Origin of the sequence: Marinomonas rhizomae, assembly GCF_024397855.1 — a bacterium.
Classification (GTDB): domain Bacteria; phylum Pseudomonadota; class Gammaproteobacteria; order Pseudomonadales; family Marinomonadaceae; genus Marinomonas; species Marinomonas rhizomae_A.
The window spans coordinates 821,668-838,786 of record NZ_CP073343.1; the positions used below are offsets into that span (position 1 = coordinate 821,668).

Below are 17,119 nucleotides of genomic sequence, written 5' to 3' on the forward strand. Positions count from 1 at the left end.
TATACTGAAGAATGAATAATTCGGAGGTGCTCATTATGTTGAAACAACAGAGTAAGTTTGATTATACAAATTTAAGTATGCCTGACCCTTTGTCGCATAGGTTGCGTTTTGAAGTGGAGCAAACATTGAGTTGTTTGTATGCAGATGCTTCTTTGGTCGATCAAATGGATGAATTGTATCTCCCTTTTTCTAGTTGGCTAAGTCAAAAAGCGCATTCTGGGAAAGGGCCTTTAGTTGTTGGTGTTGGTGGTGCTCAAGGGTGTGGGAAAACCACATTTTGTAGTGTTATTAGTCGAATATTAAAGAAGGGGTTTGACCTGAACAGTATTGTAATCAGTTTGGACGACTTATATAGCACTCGGCAAGATCGGATGAAGTTTGCCAATCAAACAACCCCAATGTTTTCTGTACGAGGTGTGCCTGGAACTCATGATGTCGACTTTGCTCTTTCTCTTTTTGAGCGCTTGAAAAACCTTAAAGATGGGGAGGTGATGAAGTTTCCTCGTTTTGATAAGTCGATTGATGACCGAAAAGCGGTTCATTTATGGCAAGAGGTTCAGGGTCCTGTTGATATTGTTTTATTTGAAGGTTGGTGTGTTGGTGCGCCGCCAATGGTTGAAGGCTTGGGTCAAGCATTGAATGAGCTTGAGGCGGAAATGGATGCCGATGGTTTGTGGCGTAATAAAGTGAATCAACTCTTAAAAGAGGATTATAAGTCGTTATTTTCACAAATTGATCTGATGGCTTGGATGCAGGCTCCAGACTACAACGTTGTCTATCATTGGCGTAATAAACAAGAGCGGGTTTTAGAAAACCATCTTCATGATATTCATGGTGTCCTACTAGATACCATTGATTTGAAAGTAATGTCTTCAGAAGAGTTGAAACGATTCATGCAATATTACGAAAGGCTGACGCGACACATGTTAGCTGTGATGCCAAGTAAGGCGGATGTGCTATTTAAGTTAAATGAAAAACAGGAAGTAATGGAAATGCGCTTCCCAGTTGAGCACTAAGCCTTAACGTCAAAAGTTTGTTTATAAAGCGAGTGTAGTAGATTCAATGTGTCGAGTGATAAACGTCAATATGATAGGCTATGGCGAATTGCGATAGCCTATTTTTTTTGGAGTGTTGAAAATGACTGAATTATTGCCCTCTGTTTTAGTGGAAACAAACGAGCAGCCTGATGCCGCTATTATTTGGTTGCATGGCCTTGGATCAGATGGTCATGATTTCGAGTCTTTGGTTCCAGCTTTATCTTTATTGCCAACATTGAAAGTGCGTTTTGTTTTTCCTCATGCTCCACGTCGTCCTGTTACAGTCAATGGTGGTATGGAAATGCGTGCTTGGTATGATATCTATGAGATGACGTTAGAGCGTAAAGTCGATATGGAAAATATCGAAGAATCATGCCTGCAAGTTGAGCGGTTAATACAAGATCAAATTGATAAAGGCATTGCTGCAAATCGAATTGTTTTGGCGGGTTTTTCACAGGGTGGGGTGATCGCATACCACACAGCTTTACGCACTAAGCATGTGTTGGCGGGTATTCTTGAGCTATCAACTTATTTAGTTAATGGTGATGAAGTGCCTGAAGCCGATGCTTGTCCTAATGGCCAAACACCGATTCTTATCCATCATGGCTCGCAAGATCCAGTAGTTGCTCCTGTGTTGGCGACTCAAGCAAGGGATCTTTTGATGTCTAAGGGCTATTCTGTCGCTTATCAATCTTACGAAATGCCTCATTCTGTGTGTCCTGAGCAGGTGCAGGATATTTCTCACTGGTTAAACACTCGATTGGCATAACTGTTATCAGAGTCGGTGAGATTCTCTTGTCTTATTTAAGGAGCTTTTGTGTCGGGAAACTATGAGGAATGGCTGGATTTTGCGAAAAATCTAGCGATACATGCAGGCCAGATGATAGTGGATGCGCGAGAGAATTCAACCTTCGTGCGCGATTACAAAATGGATCATGAGCTGGTTACTTCGACGGATATTGCGGTTGATCAATACATTTGTAGCCACATCCTTGAGCGCTATCCTTCGCACTGTATTTTGTCAGAAGAGTCTTCGCCGCATCTGGATCTTAGCGGTATTGGTGATGATGTTCCGGTTTGGGTGATTGATCCGATAGATGGAACGGTGAATTTTGCACATGGGCATCATCATGTGGCGGTTTCAATTGGCCTTTATATTGGCGATCAGCGAATTTTAGGCGTGGTGAATGCTCCGTTTTTAGAGGAGTGTTTTTGGGCTGTGAAAGGTTCGGGTGCTTTTTGTAATGGGAAGCCGCTGGCGGTTTCGGGTGCTCAAGAGCTAAGAAGTGCATTGGTTGCCACAGGGTTTCCTTATCAAAAAACGGCACTTTCGCCTATCATTGAACGAGTGTCGCGTATTTTGCATCACTGCCAAGATGTTCGTCGTAATGGTTCTGCCGCTTTGGATTTATGCTGGGTTGCTGCAGGTCGTTTAGATGCGTATTTTGAAAGCGTAAAACCTTGGGATATGGCTGCTGGGGCTTTAATAGCGGAAGAGGCGGGTGCCAAAGTTGGGTATTATCTATCTAGCGCATCTTCTTGGCCCAACGTGGTTAATGGAGAAGGGCTTTTGGTATCAACCCCTCAATTGTATGACGATCTTTTGGCGCTTGTTGATCTTGATTTATAACGTATTTACTTCTGCTTGATTGGAATTATTATGTCTTTTACTGCATTTATGTTGGTTTTGCTCGGCTGTGTTGGCGTGATTGCCGTTTCACTTTGGTTTATTCGCCATCAGCTAAAATTAAATAAAGCACGAGAAGAAAAAATTCGTGCTGGAGAGGACCGCTTTTTTGAAGAGCGGCAAAAAAGAATCGATAGCATTCGGGTTCTGTTAAAAACAGTGGGGACCGAGGAGTTAAACTGGATTGAAGCCAGTATTCGAATAAAAAATCTATTGGATCAGTTAAGCGAGGATTTATCTGAACATGAGGATATTTCCGCGTTTTATATTATTACTGAGAAAACTCTGCATATTCCTACTCACGAGCAATGGGGGGATTTGCCTAAGCCTGCAAAAATGAAATTTCGTCTTGAAATGGATGGTTATGAAGTGGAATATGCCGAACATTTGCAACGCGCTAGAACTTCATTGATGGCTTATGACTTTAAGTAATGTTAGTTCAGTTGCTCGTTTCTATCAGTTTTTTATTTTTGTTGTTAGTTTTACTTGTGTTGTTTTTTATTCGTCATCAATCAAAAGTACCCTATTATAGATTGACACAAGAGCAATGTGTGACCTTGCTTCAAAAAGCGATTCAAGGTGTTCTACCAGAGCATGAGTGGCATGCTTTTATCGGTATGACTGTTAGAGATGATGATGTGCTCGATGAGTTAAGAGAGCAGTGTTTGCTTATTGAAGAGTTCGGTATTAAAGGGTCGCAATTTATTAATGGCCAAGTTTGTATCACTTTTAATAAAAAAGGTATTTCTCAGCTGGAAATGTTGTTGGATGAGTGGCAGCATAAATCAAAGTATTTAGTCTGATTTTATTTTAAAACGGAAGAGCATAGGGTTTACATGTATGAATGAGATAGAAGCGTTATTTGATCAAGGTTCCGAATTGATGCCTTGGTTGGCTGATAGTGTTATTAATTTGGTTATTGGTCTTGTTGTTTTCTTTGTAGGTAAATTTATTGCTTCCAAAGTGTCTCAATGGTGTGAAAAGCGAATGCTGAAAGCGTCCGTTGATCAGGCGGTTGCAGGCTTCGCATCGAGTATCTTGTATGCCTTGATGTTTGCTGGTGTGGCTTTGATGGCGCTGGGGCAAATTGGCGTAGAAACCACATCTTTTATTGCTATTCTTGGTGCGGCTGGTTTGGCAGTCGGTCTTGCATTACAGGGGTCCTTGTCTAACTTTGCATCAGGTGTGTTGATTATTATATTGCGTCCATTCCGTTCTGGTGACTTTATTGATGCCGGCGGCCAAATGGGTACGGTTAATCGTATTGAGTTATTTCATACCTATCTTAAAACGCCAGACAATCGTGTCATTATAGTGCCGAATTCTTCAGTAATGAATGGTTCTATTGTTAACTTTTCTCGTGAAGCGACTCGTCGTTTAGATCTTGTTATTGGTATTAGTTATGATGCGGACATTCGCTTGGCAAAACAGATTATGGAAGACATTGTTAATGCTGACGAACGTATTCTAAAAGACCCTAAGTGTTTAATCGCTGTTTCCGAATTGGCAGATAGTTCGGTTAATTTCTTCCTGCGTCCTTGGGTTGCAGCGGGCGATTACTGGACAGTGCGGGCCGATCTTTTGGAGAAAATTAAATATACCTTTGATGAGCGTGGCGTTGGTATTCCATACCCTCAAATGGATGTTCATGTACACAAACAGGAATCGTAAGCACATATAGCTTTAACTCCTCATCGTTGTAAAATATGAAATGCCGCCAAGGAAATATTGGCGGCATTTTTGTTTTTATTGTGTTTCGTTTTTATCATTGAAAAGGCTTCTGTTCATGAGTCGATATCGACCCCCATCTCCGCCAAAGTCTGCTTATATCACTCAAGAAGGAGCGCAAGCTTTATTGGCTGAACTTAAGTATTTATGGAAAGAAAAGCGTCCGGCTGTGACTGAAACAGTTCGTGAAGCCGCAGCCCAAGGTGATAGGTCGGAAAATGCTGAATATATTTATGGCAAGAAACAGCTTCGAGAAATCGACCGTCGAGTACGCTATCTCGAAAAACGTTTGGATGTTTGCACGGTCGTTGATCGTTTGCCAGCGGATCAGGAGCGTGTGTTTTTTGGCGCATGGGTAACATTAGAAGATGATGATGGGAATCTTCGAGAGTATCGCATTGTTGGTCCAGATGAACTGGATCATCATCCTAATTACATTAGTATCGATTCACCTGTTGCGCGGGCTTTGCTCAAGAAGCAAGAAGGTGATGAAGTAATTATTCGCCTTGCTGGCGGAGAAAAAAACTATCTTATTGATGCTGTTGAGTATCGCCAAGTACCCGCATGACTATTCATTACGGCATGGCGCAATGGCAGCATCCGGCTTGGGTTAATTGGCTTTATCCTGCCTCTTTGGCACCGGGTGAGCGAATTGGTCGGTATTCGCAGGTGTTTTCAACGGTTGAAGTTGGCAGTACTTTTTATACTAAAGTGGATGATGCTCAGCTATTGCGTTGGTATGAGTCTGTTAATGAGAACTTTAAGTTTAGTTTTAAGGCACCGCAAACGGTTACTCATCGATTGTTAGAGCGTCCTTGGCGTGATGTTCAGCAAAATTGGGTGGCTTTTATGCTGTCCTTGCAATCGTTACAGAATAAGCTTGGCCCAACCATGCTGCAGTTTCCAGCAATATGCGATGAGCGTGCTTTAGATACTATTTTGGCTTTGTGTGATATGTGGACTTTGCCTACGCCTTTGTCTGTGGAGGTACGTAATCTTGCCTATTTCGATAAAAAACAAACAGAGCCGCGCTTTTTAGCCGGTTTGTCAGATCGTCATGTCAATCGTGTGGTGATGGATTCTCGGCCTGTTTTTTCTACCGAAGCGTATTGTGAAAGTCTGGTTGATGCTCAGAAGAAAAAGCCGAGGGTGCCTTGTCATCCTGTAGTGACGGCGAGACATCCAGTCGTGCGTTTCATTGGTCACCCGGATTTACCGCGTAACGACGTATGGCTAGATCAGTGGGCGATAAAACTGTCCCAGTGGTTATCACAAGGGCTGACACCAAGTGTATTTGTGCATTCATCGGATAATATCGCGGCACCTACGTTAGCGGCAAAATTGGATGAAAAGGTTCGTTTATTAACGCCTAATTATCAGAGCGCTTTGACGTTGCCGCAAAGTCAGGAGCAAGTTAGTCTTTGGTGAGTCTAATAAGCTGATTTCTTGTTTTTGTGAAATTGTTGGGAAATATTATGTATTCATTCGTGTTTTATGTACCTGAGTCTCATTTGGAGTCTGTCAAACAAGCGGTGTTTTCGGCTGGTGCAGGTTCAATGGGAAACTACGATTCTTGCTGTTGGCAAGTAAAAGGGCATGGGCAGTTTAGGCCGATAAAAGGAGCGACGCCCTTTCTTGGTCAAGTCGATGAGTTAGAGTTAGTCGATGAATATCGTGTTGAAATGGTGGTAGGTGATGACAGTAAAGCGAGCGTTTTAGCCGCTTTACTCTTGGCTCACCCCTATGAAGAGGTGGCCTACCACTTTATTCAGATACAGTATTGAAATGAATGGTGTCTTCGTGAAAACCATATTGACCATTTTTATGGTCTTCGATGAAAAACTCTATGGTCTTAGTAACGCTACTAAAAGCCAGTTCGTCCCAAGGGATTTCATCTAGCCCAAACAGTGCCACTTCGGAACTTTCTTCTGTGGCATGAAAGTCGTCTCTTTCTAGTTCTGCAATGTAAAAAAGATGAACTTGATTGATTCTAGGAATGCTGATCATGCTGAATGCTTGTTTGCAGATCGCTACAGAGCCACTTTCTTCTAATGTTTCTCTTAATGCACCTTCGCTTGTGGTTTCTTGGTTTTCCATGAAGCCTGCTGGTAGCGTCCAGAAACCTAAGCGAGGCTCAATGTTTCTTCGGCATAATAATATCTTACCGTCGTAAAGCGGAAGGGTACCCGTTATTAGCCTAGGATTGTCGTAATCGATAAAATCGCAACTTGGACATACCGCGCGTGGTCGATTATCCCCAGCAGGGATGGTCATGTTAACGGCGTGACCGCATTGCGGGCAGTATCTCATGTGTACATCCTTAACGTGTTTACTTGGGCTTAGCGTTTCAACTGAAGCTTGGCGTATTTTACGACTTTATCTTCGATTTCTTGGATTTCAATCATGTAATGACCAACCCACAAGCTAATAGGGTGCTCTGGGATGAATTCCAATGTTTCGATGATAAGACCGTTCAGTGTTTTTGGTCCGTCTGTTGGTAGATGCCATTCAAGCGTTTTATTGATTTCTCGAATGTGCGTAGAGCCTTCAATCCTAAAAGAGCCATCGTCCAGCGTTTGGATTTCTTCTTCTTCATCTTGAGTTGGCGGAGTGAACTCGCCCACAATTTCTTCAAGTACATCTTCTAAAGCGGCGATACCTTGGACATCACCATATTCATCAACCACGATGCCCATTTGCTGATGGTCTTTTTGAAAGTTCAGCAGTACTGTGTTTAGGGATGTGCTTTCAGGGATGAAATAAGGTTCAACGGTTGCTTTTAAAAGCGCTGCTTTTGATGGAGTAGGGTCGCGTAGAAAGACTGCCGCATGGCGAGCGTGGAGAATACCAATGACCTTATTTATCTCACCATTGTAAACAGGCATGCGAGTGTGTCTACTTTGGCAAATCTGTTCGATGATTTCTTCAATGGAGTCTTCAATGTCAATGCCTATGACTTCATTACGAGGGATCATAATGTCTTCGACAGAGACTTTTTCCAAGTCAAGGATCGATATAAGCATTTCTTGGTGGGCAGCTGGAATTAAGCCGCTCGCTTCATTTACTACGGTTCTTAGTTCTTCTGAGTCAAGCGTGTCATGGTTTTTTTGAGAAGCGTGTACGCCGATTAAACGTAACAGTCCATTAGACAAACCATTCACTAGCCAAACAAGCGGATAAAGAATTTTTAATAAAATGGCAAGAACCCAAGAGGCTGGGAAAGCGATTTTTTCTGGGTGGATGGCGGCCAATGTTTTTGGTGTCACTTCTGCAAAAATCAATACAACCATCGTGAGTGCAGCTGTCGCAATAGCAACACCAGCATCGCCCCAAAGACGCACAGCAATGATGGTTGCTATAGCAGAAGCAAGTATATTAACAAAGTTGTTTCCGATTAAGATAACGCCGATAAGTCGATCGGGACGTTCTAAAAGAGAGTCTACTTTGATTGCAGATCGGTTCTTGTTTTTAACAAGGTGTTTTAGTCGATATTTGTTGATCGACAACATCCCTGTTTCGGAACTCGAAAAGAAAGCAGAAAGTAAAATTAGACAAAAAAGTATTCCACCAAGAACACCTAAGGGTACTTCGTTCAAAAAGGGATCGCCTCAATTATGTAGATAACTGGATTATTGGTTCTTAAGATCAGACTGTCAAACATACTTTACGCCATTATTGATCAATGGCGTAAAATTTGTAGTGCTATTTGACTGCCAAAGTAGCCTAGCATCAGCAAGAAAAAGCCACTCAACGTCAGTTTTACCGCTAGCTGCCCTCGCCAACCCGCTATATGTCTGCCAAGCAATAAACCAGCAAACACAAACCAAGAAGCAATTGTGAAAAATGTTTTGTGAACCAAGTGTTGAGCAAACATGTCTTCGATAAAATAGAAGCCCGTTGCTATTGTAATGGTTAACAAAATGAAAGCCGCCCAAATAAACTCAAACATCAAGCGCTCTAATACTTGTAGTGGCGGCACTCTAAGTAGCTGTTTCAGTTTGTGGTGTTTAAGTTGGTACTCTTGCATGGAAAGTAAAATCCCAACTCCGCAGGCAGCAGTGAATAAGCTGTAGGCAACGGAGGCAATAAGAATGTGGGCGCTTGTACCCCAAGAGTTGCTATGCAGTTGGGTTAAATTCCACGGTTCGATTGCATTTAAGGCGATAATTATTGCTCCCAAGGGGAAAGCTGTACCGAGCAATAGGGATAAATCTTTGTTGCGATTACTGAACCAGAGCAGGCTATTGCCAATTAAAGCAATTAATAGCCCAATAGTTAAAAAATTAAAACCATCTCGGTTAAGTAATACTTGAGTGAGAGAAAATGTGTGCAGGGCAATCGTAAGCGCCCCAATGTACTGGGTTGAGCGATTTTCTGGACGCAGGAAATACGCTGTGCCAGCAATCAAACAAGCGATACAAGCAAGCCAAAGCGATAATTGAGTCATGAAACTAAAGGTTCCGCAGGGTAAAGGTATAGGGTGATAATCATTTATCCGTTATAATAGAGACAATTTCACCTTGGATAAACTGAAACCGTAGGTTTTTTCCATTTAGAGCCAAAATTTGAGGGCAATATGTTCGACAATTTATCGAATCGCTTAACTTCCTCGCTTGATCGCATTCGAGGTCGAGCTAAATTAACTGAAGACAACATTCAAGAAGTGTTGCGTGAAGTGCGTATGGCGCTTCTTGAAGCAGACGTTGCTTTACCAGTTGTTAAAGATTTCATCGGCGCGGTTAAAGAACGTGCAATAGGGGCTGAAGTATCCAAAAGCTTGAGTCCAGGTCAAGTTTTCCTGAAAATTGTAAAGCAGGAACTCGAAAGTGTTATGGGGCAAGCGAACGATGGTCTTAACCTTCGTGTAGCTCGTCCAGCCGTTATTTTATTGGCTGGTTTGCAGGGGGCGGGTAAAACCACATCTGCCGCTAAATTGGCGAAATACTTAAAAGAACGTGAGAAAAAATCGGTATCGGTTGTTAGTGCCGACGTTTATCGTCCTGCGGCTATTAAACAGCTTGAAACCTTGGCGGGTGAAGTGGGTGTAGATTTCATCCCTAGCGATCTGTCACAAAAGCCAATCGACATCGTTAATAATGCTATCGATTACGCCAAGAAAGGCCATAAAGACGTTTTGATTGTCGATACGGCTGGCCGATTGTCGATTGACGAAGACATGATGGCAGAGATTAAAGCGCTGCATGCAGCAGTTAACCCAATTGAAACCTTGTTCGTTGTGGATGCCATGACGGGGCAAGACGCGGCGAATACAGCCAAAGCGTTTGGTGATGTCTTGCCGCTTACAGGCGTGATTCTTACCAAGACAGATGGTGATGCTCGTGGCGGTGCGGCTTTATCTGTTCGTCACATTACAGGTAAGCCGATTAAGTTTTTAGGTGTGGGAGAAAAAACGGACGCACTTGAACCTTTCCATCCTGACCGTTTAGCGTCTCGTATCCTTGGTATGGGCGACATGCTTTCCTTAATAGAGGAAGCAGAGCAGAAGATCGACAAAGAAAAAGCTGAAAAGCTTGCTGGTAAGCTGAAGAAAGGCAAAGGTTTTGATCTAGACGACTTTAAAGAACAGCTTCAGCAAATGAAAAGCATGGGCGGTATGAGTTCCATGTTAGATAAGCTTCCAGGCATGGGCGGACAGCTAGGTAATATCCAAGATAAAGTGAATGATAAAATGTTTGTTCAAATGGAAGCCTTGATTAATTCCATGACGCCAGCAGAACGTCATAACCCTGATGTGATTAATGGTTCTCGTAAAAAACGCATCTCAACAGGTGCGGGTTTACAAATTCAAGATTTGAATCGTCTTCTAAAACAGCATAAACAAATGCAGAAGATGATGAAGAAGATGAGCGCTAAAGGCGGAATGAAGAAAATGATGCGTGGTTTGGGTGGAATGATGCCAGGTGGTGGTATGCCTGGCGGCGGAAATTTCCCTAAATTTTAAGCATATCTTCTTGTTTTTACTAACGGCAGTTAAAAAACTGCCGTTTTTAATGTCTGGGTGAGTAATTCGCCCTTTTGTTTTTCTAGTTAATCGACTAGAATATGCCGCCTTCTTGTTGTATGAGTCAAAAATACGACTCGGCAAGGGGTGTTTCGTTAAGCAATAAGGAACCAATCATATGGTAACTATTCGTCTTTCTCGTGGTGGCTCTAAAAAGCGCCCATTCTATCATTTGAACGTGGCTGATAGCCGTCGTGCTCGTGATGGTCGTTATATCGAGCGTTTGGGTTTCTTTAACCCTGTTGCTCGTGGTCAAGAAGAACGTCTACGCATCGATCTAGATCGCGTAAATCATTGGGTTAGCCAAGGCGCTCAACTTTCTGACCGTGCTGCGCAGCTTGTAAAAGATGCTAGCAAAAACGCTTAATACTGAGGTAATGCTATGTCTGAGTTAAAACAAGCGGCCGCTCCTGAGCAAGCCCTTGTGGTTGGACGCATTACATCGGTATATGGTGTTAAAGGGTGGGTGAAGTTATATTCACACACCGACCCAATGCAAGGGATCTTTGATTACAAGCATTGGTGGTTGAAAACTCCTAGTGGGTGGAAAATCGTAGAATTAAGCCAAGGCCGTCTGCAAGGACGAGGTTTGGTAGCATCGGTAAAAGGTTATACCGACAGGGATCAAGTAAAAGATATCTGTGGTATGGACGTTTATATAGATGCAGCAGAACTGCCAGATTTGGAAGAAGGTGATTATTACTGGAGCCAACTGGAAGGACTGAGGGTTATTACTAAAGAGGGTGTCCTCTTAGGGAAGGTTTCTCAACTTATGGAAACTGGTGCGAATGATGTAATAGTTGTCCGCGCGTGTGAAGGTAGCTTTGATCGTGAAGAGCGATTGATTCCTTATGCTCCAGGAACTTATGTTTTAAACATCGATTTAGAACAGCAGGAAATGGTAGTGGACTGGGATCCAGAATTTTAAACAGATAAGCTGAGGTCACAACGTGAAGGTTAGCGTTATATCGCTCTTTCCGGAGATGTTTCAGGCCATTACTCAATATGGAGTAACAGGCAGAGCCATTAAGTCTGGGTTGGTTGAGGTGGATTTTTTTAATCCCCGCGACTTTACACATGACAAACATAAGACTGTAGATGATCGACCTTACGGTGGTGGTCCAGGGATGCTGATGAAAGTTCAGCCTCTCAAAGATGCAATTGCGAGTGCCAAGTTATCGGTGCCCAATGCAAAAGTTATTTATCTATCCCCTCAAGGGCGTACGCTAACGCAAGAAGGCGTGCAACAGCTTGCTAAACAAGCAGAATTTATTCTGGTAGCAGGTCGTTATGAAGGCGTTGATGAGCGTTTGATTCAATCTGAGATTGATGAAGAATGGTCAATTGGCGACTTTGTCCTAAGCGGTGGTGAGTTGCCGGCAATGGTGCTTATGGATGCTGTGTTCCGCATGGTTCCAGGAGTATTGGGAAAACAAGCGTCTGCGGATGAAGATTCATTCTCTGATGGTTTGTTGGACTGCCCGCATTATACTCGCCCGGAAGTGCTAAATGGTGAACCTGTGCCATCGGTGCTGCTTAGTGGCAACCACGAGGAGATTAGACGCTGGCGTTTAAAGCAAAAGCTCGCAAGAACTTTTCAGCGCCGGCCAGACCTTCTGCAGAACCTTGAGTTGGACAAGGAACAGCAGTTGCTGTTAGAAGAGTTTATTCGCGAAACTGAAGATTCAACCTCGGCAGAGTAGGAATTGCGAGCTTATCAGACAGAAGAACCTTCATGCTGATAAGAAACCATATCATTAGGAGTCACATCCATGAGTAATAAAACTAAACTGATTCAGCAGTTAGAAGCTGAACAAATGACAAAAGAAGTCCCAGCCTTCGGTCCTGGTGACACTATTGTTGTTCAAGTTAAAGTTAAAGAAGGTTCACGCGAGCGTCTACAGGCCTATGAAGGCATTGTAATCTCTAAGCGTAACCGTGGTCTTAACTCAGCATTTACCGTTCGTAAAATTTCTAGCGGTATCGGTGTTGAGCGTGCTTTCCAAACGTACAGCCCTTTGGTTGAAAGCATCGAAGTTAAACGCCGCGGTGACGTGCGTCAAGCTAAGATCTACTACCTACGCGAGCGTTCTGGTAAATCTGCACGTATCAAAGAAAAATTGGCTAAACGTTAATTTTTTCTTATTAAAAAAAGGCGACGCGAGTCGCCTTTTTTTATGGAACTAACCCCCGTTCGTATGGCCTAATAGAGACTATTTATCATGTCTTTGAGGTTCTCCATGAAGAGTTTTTTCCGTTCCCTATCTCGCTTTATTGCAATGAGTATGTTTTTTTCTCTTTCTTGTGCAGTATTTGCTGATCAATCCGCTGTTTTATCTGCTGTTAAAATGGCGCTGCCTCAATACGACGTCGAAAGTGCTGAATTGCATGAAGGTGCGGGTTTGTATGTTGTTGTTTTAAAAAATGGTCCAACATTGCATGTGACACAAGATGGTAAGTATTTTGTCGCTGGTGACCTTTACCGCATTGATAATACAACGCTTGAGAATGAAACCGAAAAAGCAAAATTGGCTAAAATTGAAACACTTCCTGAGTCGCAAATGATCGTCTATAAGGCGAAGAACGAAAAAGCACATATCACCGTATTTACGGATGTTGATTGTGGCTATTGTCGAATGCTTCATAAAGAAGTGCCAAAGCTTAACGAAGCTGGCGTGACTGTTCGTTACTTAGCTTATCCAAGAGCGGGCATTGGTTCAGAAGCGTATACAAAAATGGTGAGCATTTGGTGTTCTGCTGATCCTAAAGAGTGGCTAACTCAAGCAAAACTAGGTGCTGAGATTCCTGAAAACAAATGTGTTAACCCAGTAGCAGATCAGTATAAACTAGGAAACGAAGTGGGTGTTCGTGGAACGCCAAGCATTGTGTTGGGTAATGGTGAGTTTCTACCAGGTTATTTGCCTGCCGCTGAGTTGGTTAAACACCTTGGGCTATAGTCTAATCGCGAAATATTCCACTAAACATGAGCCTTCTTCAGCCTTTTCTACGTTGGGTTTGAATAAGACTGGCGTTATAATAAATCAACTTGTTGCTTAGCCTGTATTTTAGAAAGGGTTAAATAACCTATAAAAATTAAATTGTCTCTGTGGGGTATTGTTTTGAAACCGGTAAAAGTCGGAATTTGTGGGCTGGGGACAGTGGGGTCCGGTAGTTTTAACATTCTTCGTAATAATGCGGAAGAGATTACACGACGTGTGGGTCGCAGTATTGTTATTGAGCAAATAGGTGCCCGTCGCGATAACGACGCTTGTGATACCACCGGTATTAATATTACCCGTGATATTTTTGAGGTGGTTAATAATCCTGAGATCGATATTGTTCTAGAACTGATTGGCGGAACGTCTGTTGCTAAAGAACTGGTTCTTACGGCCATAGAAAATGGCAAGCATGTTGTTACAGCAAACAAAGCGCTTATTGCTGAGCATGGCAATGAAATTTTTGCCAAAGCTCAAGAAAAAGGCGTGATCGTAGCGTTTGAAGCAGCGGTTGCTGGTGGCATTCCTATCATCAAGCAAATTCGTGAAGGTTTGTCTGCTAACCGAATTGAGTGGTTGGCGGGGATTATCAACGGCACCGGTAATTTTATTTTGACAGAAATGAGTCAAAAAGGCCGCGACTTTGAAGATGTATTGGCAGAAGCGCAAGCGCTGGGTTACGCCGAAGCAGATCCAACGTTTGATATCGAAGGTATCGATGCTGCACACAAATTAACCATTTTGGCATCTATTGCATTTGGTATTCCTTTACAGTTCGAAAAAACCTATACCGAAGGTATTAGCCGAATTACCGCTGAGGATGTTGGTTTTGCCGATGATCTGGGGTATGCAATAAAACATTTGGGGATCGCTCGTCGCTCTAAAGCGGGTATTGAATTGCGCGTTCACCCGACTTTGATTTCTCATAAGCAGCTTTTGGCCAATGTGAATGGCGTGATGAATGCCATTATGGTTCAAGGGGATGTTGTTGGGCCGACTTTGACTTATGGTGCTGGAGCAGGCGCATTGCCAACAGGTTCTTCTGTTATCGCCGATGTGATTGATGTGGCTCGTACTTTAACGGCAGATCCAACTAATAGAGTGCCTCACCTTGCATTCCAAGCAGACTCTTTATCTCATGTGCAAATCTTACCTGTGGAAGAAATTGAATGTGGCTTTTTCCTTAACATGACCATTAAAGATCGTGCTGGTGTTTTGGCAAATATCACACAAATTCTGTCGACTAACGATATCAGCATCGAGTCTCTTATTCAGCGTGAGCGCGAAGGCAGCGAACTAGTGCCATTAGTTGTAATGACTCATGATGTAAAAGAACGCAATATGAATGCTGCGATAGCAGCAATTGAAGCCTTGCCGGATGTTGCTGGAACAGTGCAACGAGTCCGTGTTGAAAACTTGGCGTAAGAGAGAACAAATATGAAATACATTTCTACTCGTGGTAAAGCGCCAGCGCTTTCTTTTGGTGATGTGTTATTGGCTGGTTTGGCAAATGATGGTGGCTTGTATGTGCCAGAAACCTTACCTCATTACAGCAAAGAAGAGATCGCTTCTTGGGCAAATTTGAGTTACCAAGAGCTTGCTTTCAAGGTAATGTGGCCGTTTGTTGAAGGTGATATTCCAGCTGACGCATTTAAAACTATGATTGATGATGCTTACGCGAGCTTCAATCATACTTCTATCGCGCCTATGGTTCAGGTTGGTAACAACGAATGGATTCTGGAATTATTCCGCGGCCCAACCTTAGCGTTTAAAGATTTTGCCTTACAGCTACTTGGTCGTTTGATGGATTATGTTCTGTCTGAGCGCAAGGAAAAACTGGTCATTCTTGGGGCCACATCAGGTGACACAGGTTCTGCTGCTATTGAAGGTTGTCGTCATTCAGAGCATCTGAATATTTTCATTTTGCATCCATACCAGCGTGTATCTGAAGTGCAGCGTCGTCAAATGACCACAGTTATTGACGATAATGTGTTTAATATTGCGGTAAAAGGTAATTTTGATGATTGCCAAGGCATGGTGAAGTCGAGCTTTGCGGATCAGTCTTTCTTGAAAGGCGCTAAGCTGGGCGCGGTTAACTCGATTAACTGGGCGCGTATCATGGCTCAGATCGTTTACTATTTTTCTTCTGCTTTGTCAGTTGGCGCGCCGCATCGTAAGGTGTCTTTTTCTGTGCCAACAGGTAACTTCGGCGATATCTTTGCTGGTTACTTGGCGAAGAAAATGGGCTTACCAATTGATCAGCTTGTGGTTGCTACTAACCAAAATGATATTTTGCATCGTGTGATCGCTGAAAACGACATGAGTCGCCAGTCTTTGAATGTCACCTTATCGCCGAGTATGGATATCATGGTTTCAAGCAACTTCGAGCGTTTGTTGTTCGATGCTCATGGTCGTGATGGTGCGGCGATTGATGATTTGATGGCGCGCTTTAATAAAGGCGATGTGTCCTTAAATGATCAAGCTTGGTCTTTTGTGAAAGAAAACTTTGATAGCTATAAAGTGGATGATGAGAAAACCTGTGAAGTGATTGCAGATGTGTTTGCTAAAACACAATACTTGCTTGATCCGCACACGGCGATAGGCCTTGAAGCGGCTCGTCATTGCTGGAAAGATCAGTCTGTTCCTATGATTACTTTAGCAACAGCGCATCCTGTTAAGTTTCCAGAAGCCGTTGAAAAAGCTGGCTGCGAAACGCCTGTGCTGCCAGAGCACATGAAAGATCTTTTCGAGAGAGAAGAATCTTATGAAGTGTTAGATAATAGTCTGAGTGATGTCCAGGCGTTTGTTGCAGATAAAATCTAGTTTTAAATAGTTCAGCAAGACTAATATTAACGGCCAATCTAAGATTGGCCGTTTCTTTTTCCTTCATACTTTTGCGCCTGTCATATGAATATAATTTTACTCGATCCTCAAAATACCCTTGGTGATGGCCTTTACGGACTCTCTTTACGCCAACAAACCCATGTTTCAAAAGTGATTAAAGCGCAACAAGGTGATGTTCTGCGAGTGGGGATGTTGAATGGAAAAATTGGAGAGGGTATTTATGAACCACCAAACGACGACAATCAATTTGGCTATATCCATTCGTTAAATTTATCTTCACAGCCACCAGAGCCTTTACCCATGGTGCTGGTTATGGCTTTGCCAAGGCCAAATATGCTGAAGCGAACCTTGCAGAATATAACCGCGATGGGAGTAAAGGATTTATATCTTATTCATTCAGCCAAAGTAGAAAAAAGCTATTGGCAAAGCCCCGTATTACAAACGGAATCTATTCATCAATGTTTGTTAGAAGGCCTAGAGCAAGCAAAAGATACTATTATGCCTAACTGGACGCTTATTCCTCGTTTTCGTCCTTTTGTAGAAGATCAATTGCCGGCTATTTTAAAAGACAAAGTTGGGTTACTTGCTCATCCCTATTTAGCAAAGCGTTGTCCTATTGATATCCAGCAGCCTTGTGTCCTAGCTCTTGGTCCAGAAGGCGGTTGGAATGAATTTGAGGTGAGTAAGTGGCACGAAGCGGGAATGGAATCGGTACATTTAGGGGATAGAATCCTAAAAGTTGAAACCGTTGTGCCTGTTTTGTTATCACGTTTGTATCCAGCTTAGATGGCTAAGTATAGCTAAG

Annotated in this window: 21 protein-coding genes; 18 read left to right on the top strand and 3 right to left on the bottom strand. The window is 42.9% G+C overall.

Features of this window, described 5'->3' with window-relative positions; all coding sequences use genetic code 11:
• Nucleotides 1-35: 35 nt before the first annotated feature.
• From KDW99_RS03770 to KDW99_RS03810, 9 genes are all read left to right on the top strand, one after another.
• On the top strand, nucleotides 36-1,016 hold the full coding sequence (locus tag KDW99_RS03770; RefSeq protein ID WP_255827982.1) for a hypothetical protein: 981 nt from the start codon (nucleotides 36-38) through the stop codon (nucleotides 1,014-1,016).
• A 121-nt stretch (nucleotides 1,017-1,137) separates the two neighbouring features.
• On the top strand, nucleotides 1,138-1,806 hold the full coding sequence (locus KDW99_RS03775) for an alpha/beta hydrolase (RefSeq protein ID WP_255827983.1): 669 nt from the start codon (nucleotides 1,138-1,140) through the stop codon (nucleotides 1,804-1,806).
• 48 nt (nucleotides 1,807-1,854) lie between these two features.
• On the top strand, nucleotides 1,855-2,667 hold the full coding sequence (locus KDW99_RS03780) for an inositol monophosphatase family protein (protein WP_255827984.1): 813 nt from the start codon (nucleotides 1,855-1,857) through the stop codon (nucleotides 2,665-2,667).
• Between the two features lie 30 nt (nucleotides 2,668-2,697).
• Complete coding sequence (locus KDW99_RS03785; protein WP_255827985.1) at nucleotides 2,698-3,156, top strand: DUF2489 domain-containing protein; 459 nt, start codon at nucleotides 2,698-2,700, stop codon at nucleotides 3,154-3,156.
• Between the two features lie 119 nt (nucleotides 3,157-3,275).
• Nucleotides 3,276-3,527 carry a hypothetical protein gene (locus KDW99_RS03790; RefSeq protein ID WP_255827986.1) on the top strand — a complete coding sequence of 84 codons (252 nt, stop codon included), beginning with the start codon at nucleotides 3,276-3,278 and terminating at the stop codon, nucleotides 3,525-3,527.
• Between the two features lie 37 nt (nucleotides 3,528-3,564).
• Complete coding sequence (locus tag KDW99_RS03795; RefSeq protein WP_255827987.1) at nucleotides 3,565-4,395, top strand: mechanosensitive ion channel family protein; 831 nt, start codon at nucleotides 3,565-3,567, stop codon at nucleotides 4,393-4,395.
• A gap of 115 nt (nucleotides 4,396-4,510) precedes the next feature.
• Nucleotides 4,511-5,020, top strand: a complete 510-nt coding sequence (gene greB, locus KDW99_RS03800; protein ID WP_255827988.1) for a transcription elongation factor GreB — start codon at nucleotides 4,511-4,513, stop codon at nucleotides 5,018-5,020.
• Entirely contained in the window at nucleotides 5,017-5,880 is an 864-nt protein-coding gene (locus tag KDW99_RS03805) for a DUF72 domain-containing protein (protein WP_255827989.1), read from the top strand. The genes greB and KDW99_RS03805 overlap by 4 nt, the downstream gene beginning before the upstream one ends.
• Before the next feature lie 47 nt (nucleotides 5,881-5,927).
• On the top strand, nucleotides 5,928-6,236 hold the full coding sequence (locus KDW99_RS03810; protein WP_255827990.1) for an NGG1p interacting factor NIF3: 309 nt from the start codon (nucleotides 5,928-5,930) through the stop codon (nucleotides 6,234-6,236).
• On the opposite strand, the gene KDW99_RS03815 is transcribed toward KDW99_RS03810, so the two are convergent.
• The 3 genes from KDW99_RS03815 to KDW99_RS03825 form a co-directional block, all read right to left on the bottom strand.
• Nucleotides 6,217-6,762: an NUDIX hydrolase gene (locus tag KDW99_RS03815; protein WP_255827991.1), complete on the bottom strand. Its 546-nt coding sequence runs from the start codon at nucleotides 6,760-6,762 to the stop codon at nucleotides 6,217-6,219. The two genes, KDW99_RS03810 and KDW99_RS03815, sit on opposite strands and share 20 nt — an antisense overlap.
• Before the next feature lie 29 nt (nucleotides 6,763-6,791).
• On the bottom strand, nucleotides 6,792-8,048 hold the full coding sequence (locus tag KDW99_RS03820) for an HlyC/CorC family transporter (RefSeq protein WP_255827992.1): 1,257 nt from the start codon (nucleotides 8,046-8,048) through the stop codon (nucleotides 6,792-6,794).
• An 83-nt stretch (nucleotides 8,049-8,131) separates the two neighbouring features.
• Nucleotides 8,132-8,899, bottom strand: coding sequence for a cytochrome C assembly family protein (locus KDW99_RS03825; protein ID WP_255827993.1), 768 nt, complete (start codon nucleotides 8,897-8,899; stop codon nucleotides 8,132-8,134).
• 129 nt (nucleotides 8,900-9,028) lie between these two features.
• On the opposite strand from KDW99_RS03825, the gene ffh reads away from it, so the two are divergent.
• The 9 genes from ffh (at nucleotide 9,029) to KDW99_RS03870 (ending at nucleotide 17,100) form a co-directional block, all read left to right on the top strand.
• The gene (gene ffh / locus KDW99_RS03830; RefSeq protein WP_255827994.1) at nucleotides 9,029-10,414 is read left to right on the top strand and encodes a signal recognition particle protein; all 1,386 of its coding nucleotides are present in this window, start codon (nucleotides 9,029-9,031) and stop codon (nucleotides 10,412-10,414) included.
• 178 nt (nucleotides 10,415-10,592) lie between these two features.
• On the top strand, nucleotides 10,593-10,841 hold the full coding sequence (rpsP, locus tag KDW99_RS03835; RefSeq protein ID WP_012071436.1) for a 30S ribosomal protein S16: 249 nt from the start codon (nucleotides 10,593-10,595) through the stop codon (nucleotides 10,839-10,841).
• Nucleotides 10,842-10,856: 15 nt separating this feature from the next.
• Nucleotides 10,857-11,402: a ribosome maturation factor RimM gene (gene rimM, locus KDW99_RS03840; RefSeq protein ID WP_113917778.1), complete on the top strand. Its 546-nt coding sequence runs from the start codon at nucleotides 10,857-10,859 to the stop codon at nucleotides 11,400-11,402.
• A gap of 22 nt (nucleotides 11,403-11,424) precedes the next feature.
• Nucleotides 11,425-12,177: a tRNA (guanosine(37)-N1)-methyltransferase TrmD gene (gene trmD, locus KDW99_RS03845; protein WP_114412617.1), complete on the top strand. Its 753-nt coding sequence runs from the start codon at nucleotides 11,425-11,427 to the stop codon at nucleotides 12,175-12,177.
• 69 nt (nucleotides 12,178-12,246) lie between these two features.
• On the top strand, nucleotides 12,247-12,609 hold the full coding sequence (gene rplS / locus KDW99_RS03850; RefSeq protein ID WP_255827995.1) for a 50S ribosomal protein L19: 363 nt from the start codon (nucleotides 12,247-12,249) through the stop codon (nucleotides 12,607-12,609).
• Nucleotides 12,610-12,714: 105 nt separating this feature from the next.
• Entirely contained in the window at nucleotides 12,715-13,431 is a 717-nt protein-coding gene (locus KDW99_RS03855; RefSeq protein ID WP_255827996.1) for a thioredoxin fold domain-containing protein, read from the top strand.
• A gap of 162 nt (nucleotides 13,432-13,593) precedes the next feature.
• Entirely contained in the window at nucleotides 13,594-14,895 is a 1,302-nt protein-coding gene (locus tag KDW99_RS03860) for a homoserine dehydrogenase (protein ID WP_255827997.1), read from the top strand.
• Between the two features lie 12 nt (nucleotides 14,896-14,907).
• Nucleotides 14,908-16,293 carry a threonine synthase gene (thrC, locus tag KDW99_RS03865; protein ID WP_255827998.1) on the top strand — a complete coding sequence of 462 codons (1,386 nt, stop codon included), beginning with the start codon at nucleotides 14,908-14,910 and terminating at the stop codon, nucleotides 16,291-16,293.
• 84 nt (nucleotides 16,294-16,377) lie between these two features.
• Nucleotides 16,378-17,100, top strand: coding sequence for a 16S rRNA (uracil(1498)-N(3))-methyltransferase (locus tag KDW99_RS03870; protein WP_255827999.1), 723 nt, complete (start codon nucleotides 16,378-16,380; stop codon nucleotides 17,098-17,100).
• Nucleotides 17,101-17,119: the final 19 nt, after the last annotated feature.